Source organism: Bacteroides sp. 90-K9/2 (assembly GCF_047310725.1).
Taxonomy (GTDB): domain Bacteria; phylum Bacteroidota; class Bacteroidia; order Bacteroidales; family Bacteroidaceae; genus Bacteroides; species Bacteroides vicugnae.
In genome coordinates this window covers 103250-116567 of the sequence record NZ_JBCGVL010000002.1, presented here as the reverse complement: position 1 = coordinate 116567, position 13318 = coordinate 103250, and the positions used below count along the sequence as shown (strand labels likewise).

The 13318-nt window shown below is 42.2% G+C and carries 9 protein-coding genes; 8 read left to right on the top strand and 1 reads right to left on the bottom strand.

Translation table 11 applies throughout. The features are described 5' to 3' along the window. The first annotated feature begins 20 nt into the window (after positions 1 to 20). The 6 genes from AAHJ11_RS08085 (at position 21) to AAHJ11_RS08060 (ending at position 6583) form a co-directional block, all read left to right on the top strand. Positions 21 to 1304: a peptidase U32 family protein gene (locus tag AAHJ11_RS08085; protein ID WP_217720836.1), complete on the top strand. Its 1284-nt coding sequence runs from the start codon at positions 21 to 23 to the stop codon at positions 1302 to 1304. Between the two features lie 40 nt (positions 1305 to 1344). Further along, on the top strand, positions 1345 to 1746 hold the full coding sequence (locus AAHJ11_RS08080; RefSeq protein WP_148366876.1) for an acyl-CoA thioesterase: 402 nt from the start codon (positions 1345 to 1347) through the stop codon (positions 1744 to 1746). Further along, the gene (gene dprA, locus AAHJ11_RS08075) at positions 1743 to 2867 is read left to right on the top strand and encodes a DNA-processing protein DprA (RefSeq protein ID WP_167511871.1); all 1125 of its coding nucleotides are present in this window, start codon (positions 1743 to 1745) and stop codon (positions 2865 to 2867) included. Before AAHJ11_RS08080 ends, dprA begins: the two co-directional genes overlap by 4 nt. Before the next feature lie 597 nt (positions 2868 to 3464). After that, positions 3465 to 3686: a DUF4248 domain-containing protein gene (locus AAHJ11_RS08070; protein WP_148366875.1), complete on the top strand. Its 222-nt coding sequence runs from the start codon at positions 3465 to 3467 to the stop codon at positions 3684 to 3686. Positions 3687 to 4180: 494 nt separating this feature from the next. Beyond that, positions 4181 to 4573 carry a hypothetical protein gene (locus AAHJ11_RS08065; protein WP_164727300.1) on the top strand — a complete coding sequence of 131 codons (393 nt, stop codon included), beginning with the start codon at positions 4181 to 4183 and terminating at the stop codon, positions 4571 to 4573. Positions 4574 to 4807: 234 nt separating this feature from the next. Further along, the gene (locus AAHJ11_RS08060; RefSeq protein WP_148366903.1) at positions 4808 to 6583 is read left to right on the top strand and encodes an oxaloacetate decarboxylase; all 1776 of its coding nucleotides are present in this window, start codon (positions 4808 to 4810) and stop codon (positions 6581 to 6583) included. 93 nt (positions 6584 to 6676) lie between these two features. Here AAHJ11_RS08060 and AAHJ11_RS08055 read toward each other — a convergent pair whose 3' ends face one another. Next, complete coding sequence (locus tag AAHJ11_RS08055; RefSeq protein ID WP_148366873.1) at positions 6677 to 8590, bottom strand: rhamnogalacturonan lyase; 1914 nt, start codon at positions 8588 to 8590, stop codon at positions 6677 to 6679. A gap of 227 nt (positions 8591 to 8817) precedes the next feature. Between AAHJ11_RS08055 and AAHJ11_RS08050 the strand changes: the two genes are divergently transcribed. Continuing rightward, a complete protein-coding gene (locus AAHJ11_RS08050; protein ID WP_148366872.1) occupies positions 8818 to 9939 on the top strand; it encodes a glycoside hydrolase family 88 protein in 1122 nt (373 codons plus the stop codon). Between the two features lie 81 nt (positions 9940 to 10020). After that, positions 10021 to 13317: a glycosyl hydrolase gene (locus AAHJ11_RS08045; RefSeq protein ID WP_320978195.1), complete on the top strand. Its 3297-nt coding sequence runs from the start codon at positions 10021 to 10023 to the stop codon at positions 13315 to 13317. The last annotated feature ends 1 nt before the right edge of the window (position 13318 follow it).

The window sequence follows — 13318 nt, the reverse complement described above, 5'->3', positions numbered from 1 at the left end:
AATGATTATCAGACAATAAGATGAATATAAAAGATTTTGAAATAATGGCTCCTGTCGGTTCGCGCGAATCTCTTGCTGCGGCTATTCAGGCAGGTGCCGATTCTATTTATTTCGGTATAGAAAACCTGAACATGCGTGCCCGTTCGGCCAATACGTTTACGATTGATGATTTGCGGGAAATCGCCCGTACGTGTGATGAACACGGAATGAAAAGTTATCTGACGGTCAACACGATTATCTATGATAAAGATATTGCATTGATGCACACCATTGTCGATGCAGCCAAGGAAGCCGGTATTTCTGCTGTGATTGCTGCTGACGTGGCGGTGATGAATTATGCCCGTCAGATAGGGCAGGAGGTACACCTTTCCACTCAACTGAACATCTCCAATGCAGAGGCTTTAAAATTCTACGCACAATTTGCAGATGTGGTAGTATTGGCCCGTGAGTTGAATCTGGAGCAGGTAGCCGAAATCTATCGTCAGATTCAGGAAGAACATATTTGTGGTCCGAGCGGTGAACAGATTCGCATTGAGATGTTCTGTCACGGGGCGCTTTGTATGGCTGTATCGGGTAAATGTTACCTCTCTTTACATGAGATGAACCATTCTGCCAACCGTGGTGCTTGTATGCAGGTATGCCGCCGTTCCTATACTGTCCGTGACAAAGAGACGGATGTGGAACTGGATATTGATAACGAATATATCATGTCACCGAAAGATTTGAAGACCATCCACTTTATGAATAAGATGTTGGATGCCGGTGTGCGTGTATTCAAAATTGAAGGCCGTGCCCGTGGACCTGAATATGTACGGACAGTGGTAGAATGTTACAAAGAGGCTATCAAGGCTTATCTGGAAGGGACATTTACCGATGAAAAGATTGCAGCTTGGGACGAACGTCTGAAAACTGTATTCAACCGCGGCTTCTGGGATGGTTATTACTTGGGACAACGTTTAGGCGAATGGACAAGAAACTATGGTTCGGCAGCTACGGAACGTAAGATATATGTAGGTAAAGGTATCAAATACTTCTCTAACATCGGAGTTTCCGAATTTCTGGTAGAGGCTGCGGAAGTCAGCGTAGGCGATAAACTTCTCATTACCGGACCGACTACGGGTGCTCTATTCATGACTTTGGAAGAGGCACGTGTTGACTTGGAATCCGTGCAGACTGTGAAGAAAGGCCAGCACTTCTCGATGAAATCGGATAAGATACGCCCCAGTGACAAACTGTATAAACTGGTATCAACCGAAGAACTGAAGAAGTTCAAAGGACTCGATATTGAGCAAAAAAGAGGCTAACCATTATTTCTCAACTTTTAATTCTCAATTCTCAATTTAAATGAACTATATCTATGAATTGGAAATGAAGGTGCGTGATTACGAGTGCGACCTTCAAGGAATTGTTAATAATGCGAACTATCAGCATTATCTGGAACATACCCGTCATGAATTTCTGACGTCGGTTGGTGTCAGCTTTGCTGCACTTCACGAACAGGGAGTCGATCCGGTAGTGGCACGCATTAATATGGCATTCAAAACGCCGTTGAAAAGCGGAGACGAGTTTGTCTCTAAACTCTATATGAAGAAGGAAGGTATCAAATATGTGTTCTATCAGGATATTTTCCGTAAGAGTGATCATAAAGTAGTAGTGAAATCCACTGTTGAAACGGTATGTGTGGTAAACGGACGTTTGAGTGACAGCGAATTATTCGATAGCGTCTTTGCCCCTTACCTGAAATGAGCAGTTCCGAGGAAGAACAGATTTATAGTATCGCCCTGACAATGGTGCCCGGTATCGGGCACATAGGGGCGAAACATTTGATAGACGGAATGAACAATGCTGTTGATGTCTTCCGTCTGCGTAAAGAAATACCGGAACGTATTCCTGAAGTGAGTCAACGGGTGATAGAGGCGTTGGATTGTCCGCAAGCTGTGATCCGCGCCGAACAGGAATATGAATTTATCCGGAAGAACCGGATCTCCTGCCTGACTTTCCATGATGAGGCTTACCCTTCCCGTTTGCGGGAATGTGAAGATGCTCCTATCGTCCTTTTCTTTAAAGGAAATACCGATTTGAATTCCCTGCATATCATAAATATGGTAGGCACCCGTAATGCCACTGATTATGGTACCCGTATTTGCGCCTCTTTCTTACGCGATCTGAAAACACTTTGTCCTGATGTGTTGGTAGTCAGCGGGCTTGCTTATGGGATCGATATCCATGCACATCGTGAAGCACTGGTCAATGACCTGCCTACGGTAGGTGTTCTTGCCCATGGTCTGGATCGCATTTATCCTTATGTCCATCGAAAAACGGCCATTGATATGCTCGAAAAAGGAGGACTGTTGACCGAATTTCTGTCCGGCACGAATCCCGACAAACATAATTTTGTCAGCCGTAACCGTATTGTTGCAGGTATGTGTGATGCTACGGTTGTCATTGAATCGGCAGAAAAAGGAGGCTCATTAATCACTGCTGAACTTGCTGAAAGCTATCACCGCGATTGTTTTGCTTTTCCCGGGCGGATAAATGATGAATATTCAAAGGGGTGTAATCGGTTGATTAGAGATAATAAGGCTTCCTTACTATTATCGGCTGAAGATCTTGTACAGGCAATGGGATGGAATATACCGGCAACTTTTTCCGGGAAAGTAAATGTGCAACGTAGTCTTTTTCCCGACTTGTCCGAAGAAGAACAAAAGATTGTCTCTATCCTGGAGAAACAGGGGAATTTACAGATTAATTCTCTGGTGGTAGAAGCAGATATTCCCGTACATCAGATAAATGCTATTCTTTTTGAATTGGAAATGAAAGGAGTAGTTCGTGTATTAGCAGGAGGAATGTATCAGTTATTGAATTAACTCGTATAGACTAACCTCATATATGGATATAAAAAAAGGAGCAACGCCTTGCTCCAACCTTTGTTAACCTTAAATCTAATACTATGAAAAAAATCACATGACAAATGTATGTCTTTGCAAACTAACCTCCAAATAATTCTGTCGTATTTGTTTCTCTTTTAATTTCTTTCACTGATTTTCACTGTTATCGTACACGGTGCGCTTTTGATGGCTAAAGTAGGATGCTTTTGAGATAAGTAATAGGGAGGAAAGTAAGTCTTCCTGAATATCATTACAGCTTCTGGGAAAATTAGAAAATAAGGTCTGAATATAAGTGTTTTCTTGGTTTTAAAGGAACGATGCTTTGGTTTTAAACCAACAGGGCGTTCCTTTTAAAGGAAAGATTTTGCTATATTATAAGTGCTGTGCAATAATTGCAATGTCAAATATTGGAAAAATAAAATGATGGCTTAATTGGTTGATAATTAACTTTGTATGGATAAATAGTTCTTTATATTAACGGCAAAATCCCAAATGACTTGACAAACGCTTTTTGATGTTGTATATTTGTAGTACGAAAGAAACAATGAAACGACAAATTAAAACTTTAAAAACGAAATGAGACGAATCTTATCTTTTGCTGTATTAGCTGCATTGTACTTCCCCAGATGTACGACCAGTAAAAATGTAGTGCGTTGTCTGAGCCGATGGATTAAAGACTGTAACCCGTTGACCAAAGAGCTTGTACCGACCGGTTATATGCCGTATAATCATCGTTATCTGACGATGAAACAGTATAAGATTATAACAAAACATCTAGGAGATCCTTATGAGGATTAGGGTATAGAAGACCCGATGAAAAGCTTGAGGCTGCAACCTTTTATAGGGTTTGCAGCCTTTTTTGTTGCATAAATTCAATGTAAATCCTTCTGAAAGCTACATTCGGGTTTTTAATAAACTTGGATACCGTTTTTAATAAACTCCTTAAGAATTTATTAGAAACTCAAAAGTTGTTTATGCAGAAAAGATAAACTTTTTTCGGTGTGTTGAAATGAGAGATATACGAAATCTTTGTGTGTTTGGTTAATAATCACTACATTATTAAAGACAGTCTCATTTCATCTTTATTTGTGTAACTTTGAATGGGTAGATGTTTCTTCTTGTAATTCTTTATTTTAATTGAAACTTATCATACAATCATATATGATTGTGAGTATATGAATGTGAATATGTTACTTTGGAGAATAAATTATGTCTGGCAAATCAAGAATCTTAAATGAGAGAGATCAGTCATAAAATATTTAGCAGAGTAATAACAATAAAAAAATGATGAAATGGATACTCTTAAATTGCATTCACACTTTGAAAATTTACTGTATGTGGGAAGAAGCGTGCTCACTAATACAAGTAGCCGCATTCAAAGATTATTTTTTAAAAAAGAGATGTGTATATATGAATACTTGTTTAAGGAGGAAGCGAGTAAAGGCATTGAGATTGTAGTGGACAATGCTGTCTTAGTTTGTGTTTTGGAAAATGATATCTGTAATAAATCTATTCTTTATCTTAATGACTCCACTAATATAACATCTTATATTAATTATTGCAATAGTAATTTTGAATATGATAAACTCCGTGATAGATGGATTATGCCTGATGGTTATCTTACCCTTTTTATACCGAATGATGACTTTGAAAAGCGATTTGCATTCGTGCAAACTTTAGTATGAATGAACTTTGTGAAGTCTTTGGATTCTTAAGGGGATATATCTTTGAACATTAGACAATTTGATTTGTTATTTATACTGTTAAGATGTATGTGGTAGTGTTTTGCTTTCATTATGATGTAAAACATCTATTTTTACCCGTTTTTTAAAGCCTGTTTTTGACTATATGTCAAAACAAACCTTTATATTTGTATATGTGAAGTTAACCAAAGAAAAAATCACTTATTATTGGCTATGATGAAAAAGGAAATCAAATTCAGTCTTGTTTATCGGGATATGTGGCAATCTTCCGGTAAGTATCAGCCTCGGGTTGACCAGCTTGTACGTATAGCTCCATTGATTGTTGAAATGGGCTGTTTTACAAGAGTTGAAACGAATGGAGGTGCTTTTGAGCAAGTGAATCTATTGTACGGCGAAAATCCAAATAAAGCCGTCCGTGCTTTTACCGCACCTTTTAGAGAAGCGGGCATTCAAACGCATATGCTCGATCGTGGCTTGAATGCATTGCGTATGTATCCCGTTCCGGCAGATGTGCGTAAGTTGATGTATAAAGTCAAGCATGCACAAGGGGTGGATATCACCCGTATCTTCTGTGGACTGAATGAGACGAGAAACATAATTCCCTCCATTAAATATGCTTTGGAAGCAGGCATGATTCCGCAGGCAACTCTTTGCATCACATATTCTCCGGTACATACCGTTGAGTATTATGCCCGGATTGCCGATCAGCTGATTGAGGCCGGTGCACCTGAAATATGTTTGAAAGACATGGCAGGTATCGGTCGCCCCGGTATGTTGGGGCAACTGGTCAGGACTATCAAGGAAAAACATCCGGATGTATTGATACAATATCATGGTCATAGCGGACCGGGATTGTCTATGGCATCTATCCTCGAGGTTTGCGAAAATGGTGCGGATATCATAGATGTGGCTATGGAGCCCATGTCTTGGGGCAAAGTGCATCCGGACGTGATCTCGGTACAGGCAATGTTGAAAGATTTAGGATTCCAAGTTCCCGATATCAATATGAAAGCATATATGAAAGCCCGCGCGATGACGCAGGAATTCATAGACGATTTTCTGGGTTACTTCATGGATCCTACCAATAAATATATGTCTTCACTTTTGTTGAAATGTGGTTTGCCGGGTGGCATGATGGGGTCTATGATGGCAGATTTGAAAGGGGTACATTCCGGTATCAATATGATATTGCGGAGTAAGAACGAACCTGAACTTAGTCTTGACGATCTGCTGGTAATGCTTTTCGACGAAGTGGAATATGTATGGCCTAAGTTGGGTTATCCTCCTTTGGTGACTCCTTTCAGTCAGTATGTGAAGAATGTTGCATTGATGAATCTTATGCAGTTGGTAAAAGGAGAAGAGCGCTGGACAATGATAGACAACCATACCTGGGATATGATTCTGGGTAGGAGTGGACGTCTGCCGGGTACGCTTGCTCCGGAGATTATAGAATTGGCGAAGTCTAAAGGATATGAGTTTGTCGATACTGATCCGCAGTTGAATTATCCGGATGCTCTGGATGATTATCGCAAGGAAATGGATGAGAATGGCTGGGAGTATGGAGAGGATGACGAAGAACTTTTTGAACTAGCTATGCACGATCGCCAGTATCGCGATTATAAGTCGGGTGTTGCCAAGAAACGTTTTGAAGATGAATTACAACATGCTAAGGATGCATCCATGGCAAAGAGTGGTTATTCCGAGGAAGATATCAAGAAGTTGAAACGTGCCAAGGCAGATCCGGTTATTGCTCCCGACAACGGGCAGGTGCTTTGGGAAGTTTCCGTGGAAGGACCGTCCATTGCGCCATTCATCGGACGTAAATATCAGCATGACGAAGTCTTTTGTTACCTTTCTACTCCATGGGGAGAATATGAAAAGATTCTGACCGGATTCACCGGACGGGTGGTGGAAATATGTGCACAGCAAGGTGCTACCGTACGTAAGGGAGATGTTATCGGTTATATTCTGCGGAGCGATATCTTTGCGTGAGTCTGGTAAGAAATAAACTTTTAAGTGGTAAATGCACAGAAAATCGGCTGATTATCGATGATCTGTGCATTTTTTATAAGACTATATCTATTTCTATTCAGGTGTGTACATTTTTGGCCAAGGTATATTTTCCAGCCCGTCTCCAATATAAAATCCCAAGTGGGGTGGTTGATTATAGCCTACATTCTGCCAGGCGATACCTAGGCGATACATCGGATCGTGCATTAATGTATATAAGCGATGATCGGTAGGGATGGTCGTAGTGTATATATGTAATTTGCTTGGATCCTTTGCATCACAGAAAACGACCTCCTCTCTCCAGTCACCGAAAAGATCAGCACTGATATTAGGAACAGCTTTAGTGCCACTTGTATATTGGGCCTCCGTGAAGGTACGCAACGGTACAGGCTTCTGTCCGTCCCATTTACTAATAGTTGTTTTATTCAGTATTTCATCTTGTAAATCTCCATCCCAATAAATACGGAAGCAAATAGAAGGCTTCTGATCGGAGATTTTCTCCCCTTTACAGTTGTAGACTCCCGGTGCGTCGGCACTCCACATCTCAAATCCCCGGTGGTTAGGATCAATGTCGGCAGCCAATCCTCGTCCGTTGTCTCCGCTGGTAGGACCTCCCCAAAGGATTTCTCCGGTTTTGGCATCATGCATTTCATATCCGTATTTTTCGTATCCTGCAACTTCCTCGTGTACTTCCCATACCTGATAGCCTGGAAGGTCAGGATCTAATTTTGATACATGCATCGCATCTCCATGTCCCAACCCGGTACGATAAAGTAATGTCCCGTCGTTATTGATGGCGCAAGAGCCATAGATGATTTCATCACAACCGTCTCCATCCACGTCTGCTACTGACAAGTTGTGATTTCCCTGCCCATAAGCTCCTTCACCCTCCACATCAGAAATATGTGTCCAGCGTTTTACTAATTCTCCTTTGGCAAAATCGTAAGCTACTAAAGTCGTTTTATGATAATAGCCACGGCACATGACGATACTAGGGTGAACTCCGTCCAGATAGGCGACACAAGCCAAGAAGCGGTCTGCACGGTTACCATATGTATCCCCCCATGAGCTAATTTCTCCTCTTGCCACCTCATAAGGGACAGTGTGTAGCTCTTCCCCTGTTTCTCCGCTAAAAATGGTCAGATATTCGGGGCCATTCAATACATAGCCGCATGATTCTTTAATCATTTCCAGATTTCGCCAGTCTTTGTCCGGATCATCTGTGCCGAGAACAATTTTCTTCCCTTTTCCATCCACAGTTCCGGGAGCAGTTTTGCAAACTAATTCGGATTTTCCGTCGCCGTCGAAGTCATACACCAGAAACTGGGTATAATGTGCACCTGCCCGGATATTCTTTCCCAAACTGATCCTCCACAAATGCTTGCCATTTAACTTATAGGCATCCAGATAGACAGGACCTGTAATTCCGGAGCAGGAGTTATCTGCTTGATTGGTAGGATCCCACCTTACTATAATCTCATATTCTCCATCGCCGTCCAAATCGCCTATGCTGCAATCTTTGGGAAGATAGGTATATTCCTGACCATTCGGATATTCCTTGACAATGCCTTTGTCCGGACGAATAAAGGCGACGTGTGGAGGAGTCATACCTTTTTCGGGACGGTTGAGTTGTATAGTCAGAAAATCTTTTTTCCACGGTTTCACTTCTTTAGAACTATCTGTTTCTTTCCCTTTTATTACGGCCTTTACTACATATCTATCTTCTATGTTACCTGATTTGTCAGTCAGATTGGTTGCGTGTTCAGCAGATACGAATTTGAGTAGCTTACCATTTTTATAGACATTAAAAGCTACGTCCTTTTCATTACCCAACACACGCCAACTGACGAAAACCCCATTCTCGGTTTTCACGGCTACTAATCCTCTGTCCAGAGTTTCCATTTGTCTTTTCATTTCCCCGACCGGGGTTATAGCTCTTCCTACGAGACTACTGAATATCAAAACTGAAAAAAGTAAGATGTTCTTCATTTTGCAATTACTTGTTATTTCTGACAGGCAAAGGAAAGCGTTTTCTCTCTGTAATTTATGTACAGATATACAAAAACATGGAGAAATCGAATATGTAGTCTTTTTCCTTCTCTTTTGGGCAGTTCTGAATCAGAGTGAATAAAATAGTACTAGGGTGCATTTTATGCAAAAGTTTTCGCCCTACATTTGCTGAAAACTAATTTTAATGTATCACTAAAATAAAATTCATGAAAAGACGACTATTTTTCGTTGTGACATTACTCGCCGGATGGAATCTTCTTTCGGGACAGTCTCTTCCCGACCGGAAAGAGACCTTGAAAACATTGGTGAAAGTCAATGATTGTTTTATGAAAAAGTATGCCGATTATACCCAGCCCAGTTATGTGGGTAAATTCAGGCCCAGTAATATTTGGACCCGGGGTGTTTACTATGAAGGGCTGATGGCATTACACACAATTTATCCCCGTTCGGATTATTATGATTATGCATACGACTGGGCTGATTTTCATAAGTGGGGGCTGCGTGATGGAAATACAACCCGTAACGCAGACGACCACTGTTGTGGACAGACCTATATTGAGCTTTACAAGATATGTCCTGATCCGGTGAAGATAAAAAACATCAAGGCAGCAATGGATATGTTGGTGAATACTCCGCAGGTAGATGATTGGACTTGGATTGATGCGATACAGATGGGAATGCCGGTTCTCGCCCAATTAGGAAAAGTTACCGGTGAACAGAAATATTATGATAAAATGTGGCAGATGTACGCCTGTTCGCGTAATAAGATAGGGAAAGGATTATTCAATGAAAAGGAGGGATTGTGGTGGAGAGATGCTAATTTTGTCCCTCCTTATAAAGAACCTAATGGGAAGAACTGCTATTGGAGTAGAGGAAATGGCTGGGTGTATACGGCATTAGTAAGAGTGCTGAATGAAATTCCGATGGATGAAGTGCATCGGGCAGACTATAAAGCTGATTTTCTGGCAATGAGCAAAGCTTTGAAAGCCTGTCAGCGTACTGATGGCTTTTGGAACGTAAGTTTGCATGATGAGTCCAATTATGGCGGTAAGGAGACATCAGGAACTACCTTATTTATATATGGTATGGCTTGGGGAGTACGGAATGGCTTATTGGATAAGAAAGAATATATGCCTGTCATTGTAAAAGCATGGAATGCTGTAGTTAAAGAAGCGGTACGTTCCAATGGATCTTTGGGATATGTGCAGGGAAGTGGTAAAGAACCGAAAGATAGCCAGCCCGTAACTTATAAGAGTGTTCCTGATTTTGAAGATTATGGAGTAGGATGCTTTTTACTGGCAGGTACTGAAGTATATAAGTTAGATTGATTGGGATAGTCAGTTTTTTTAGTTTTCAATAGGTATTAGATAACAATCGTTCGCTAAATTCTAAAATTAACAAATTCTAAAATGAAAAACAGCAATACATTATCTTTAATTGCAGTGTTATTACTAACCAGCTGTATAGGGGGGCACAAAGCTATCACAACGGATACTCTTTCGGATGCTGTGTTCGGTTTTGAGAATGTGCAGGACAGTGCCCGTACCAAAACGTGGTGGTTTCATGGGGAAACAGAAACAACAAAAGAGGGAATTACCGCTGATCTTGAAGCATTCAAACGGGCTGGAATCGGTGGCGTGGTTTATTATGACCAGACACACGGTGGGATGGAGAATGCTTTTCCCGCTTTTTCTCCTGAATGGTGGGAGATGTTGAGGTTCTCGGCTAAGGAAGCCGAACGACTTGGACTGACCTTTGAGGTCAATGTCTCGAATGGATTTGTAGCCGGAGGTCCTTGGATCACTTATGAATACGGGATGAAGTATTTGGCAGCCACTGAACGGAAACTTCACGGCGGTCAGTATTTTGAAGGAAAACTGGAAGTTCCGGTCAACCGTTATAACTATTCCCGGGATGTGGCAGTCATCGCCTTTCCTGTTCCGGCAGGTGGTGGCATCTCTTCAGCAACAGAGAAAGTGAGCTATTCATCGAATATGAGTGGAATTAATCTGGAGAACTTATTTAATCCGAAATCATCCACAGTTGAGCAGATTCCGGTTCCCGGAGAGGGAAAATCCGTATATCTCAACTTGCAGTTCGATGACGAATTCACTGCCCGGAGTATCAGCTACGAAGTGCGTCCGAAAGGAAAGGCTACTACCAGTGCAAGTAACGTTCCGGGACCGCCACAGGATACCTTTTATGGTACCGGCTATCGGGTACTTCCCAATCTGGGGCAATTGGAAGTCTCAAATGACGGTGTAAATTATACTCCTGTCTGTGATTTGAAGCCTGTATACCGGGCCCTTGGAGGCTGGCGTTTGAAAACTCTTTCATTTCCGGCAGTTACAGGTAAATATTTCCGATTGAACTTGCACGACTGGTGGGAGAAGAATGATTCCAGTCCTGAAATGCAGTTGGCCCATGTTGTGTTACAATCGACTGCCAAACTTGATGAGTATGAAGAAAAAGCCGGCTTTTATCCGGAATACATAGATAAGGATCAGACCCCTCCCTACAGTGCCAAAGAGTCGATAGATGCTTCGCGTATTCTCAATATCAGCGATAAGATGGATAAGGATGGTATTCTTCGCTGGGAGGTTCCCGAAGGTGACTGGATGGTGATGCGTTTCGCTTACGTGCCTACTGGCGCATCAATTAAACATGGTCGTCGGAATCTGATGGGGCGCGAGTGCGACAAACTCTCTGCTGCGGCTGCGGAGCTCCAGTGGAGAAATTATGTAGGGGTTATTCTTGATTCGCTGAAAGTATCCGGTAACTATAACCTTGCGGGTATGGTAATGGATAGTCATGAAGCGGGATCGCAGAACTGGACGAATAATTTTATTGAGGAGTTCACCCGTCGGCAAGGATATGATCCGACCTTATATCTTCCGGCTATGATGGGTTACATCATCAATGATGTGCAAACCTCAAACGATTTTCTATTTGATATCCGGCGAAATATTGCCGACATGATCTCTGATAACTATTTCGGTACATTTGAACGGCTGTGTAAGGAGAATGGGCTGACCTTGACAGCGCAAGCTATCGGAAACGCTCTCTGTATCCCCGCTGATCCGATTCAGGCTAAAAGTAAGGTAGCCAAACCACAGGGGGAATTCTGGCCTATCCAGCCTGACGGTATGTACGATATCAAAGAATGCTCTTCATCGGCACACCTCTATAATAAGTACATTGCATCGGCCGAAGCCTATACCGATGCCAAATATAGTCATTCGGCCGCTGATCTGAAGACATTGGCTGATTATGCTTTTGCATGGGGAATCAATGAATTTGTTATTTGTGCTTCGGCCTACCAGCCTTGGCTGAATCGTTATCCGGGTAATACGGGTGGGGGAAGGCACTATTGTCTCAACCGTAACAATACATGGTGGGAGTATAGTGCTCCATTTTGGGATTATCAGGCCCGCATTGCCTATGTGATGCGAAAAGGGAAGCCGGCCATCGACTTATGCGTTTATTTGGGAGGAAATGCTCCGGTCAAGATATTGACCTATAAGCTTCCGGATATTCCGGGTGGTTATGATTTCGATGCTTTTACATCGGACGCCCTTCTCACCCGTATGTCGGCCCGAAACAACCGGATCATGCTTCCTGACGGAACGGGATACAATATGATGGTTCTGCCGAGGGATGGAGATATCACATTGGATGCCTTACGAAAAATAGCAGGAATGGTGAAACAGGGAATCCGGGTGTATGGCCCTAAACCGGGTGCACATTTCGACTCTAACCGTGATACCGGTAAACAGGCGGAATATACTCGTCTGGCCGATGAACTGTGGGGAGAAAATCCAGCTTCTCAAGGTTTCAATCAGGTTGGTAAAGGGGTTGTTTATTGGGGGATGCCTTTGGCGGAAGCTATTGAAAAGGCGTCTATTATTCCTGATATCTCAATGCAAACCGGTAATACCAAAGATAATATGATTTATTTTGCCCATCGGAAACTGGCCGATGCAGATCTTTATTTTATGGCTAATCGTAAGGACTTGCCCGAGGAGACTACTTTTACGTTCCCTGTTAACAGAAAATTTGCAGAACTGTGGAATCCGGTTACAGGTGAACGTTATTCTCTTACTGGTAGAAAAAGCAAGGATGGCAGTACAAGTGTTGATCTTTGTATGGCTCCGCGCGAAGCTTTTTTCGTTGTTTTCACGGACAAGCAGGAAAAACTGCCGGCTATGGAATGGTATCAGCCGACGAACCGGTCGGAAACGATAAAAGGAAGTTGGGAGGTGTATTTTGATCCCGTCTGGGGCGGACCGGGAAAGGTCGTTTTTGATGAACTATATGATTGGACATCAAGTACCGACCCCAGAATTAAATATTATTCCGGTACGGCAGTGTATAAAAAGACGATACAATGCAATCCTTCAAACGACCGGATTTATCTTGATTTAGGAAATCCGGGACTCATCGCCCGCGTATTCGTTAATTCTCAGGAAGCCGGTGTAGTATGGTGTTCTCCATGGAATCTGGACATTTCTAAATATCTGACTCATGGCGAAAACAAATTAGAAATACACGTGGCGAATTCACTGATGAACCGTATGATTTATGATGCATCTTTACCCGAAGAGAAAAGGGTTACTTATGCCTATCCTGCCATTGTTTCGGAGGGCGATCCTTTGGTGGCGTCAGGATTGAAAGAGGTGAAAATTGTAAGAGAAAGTCGTGATTAAA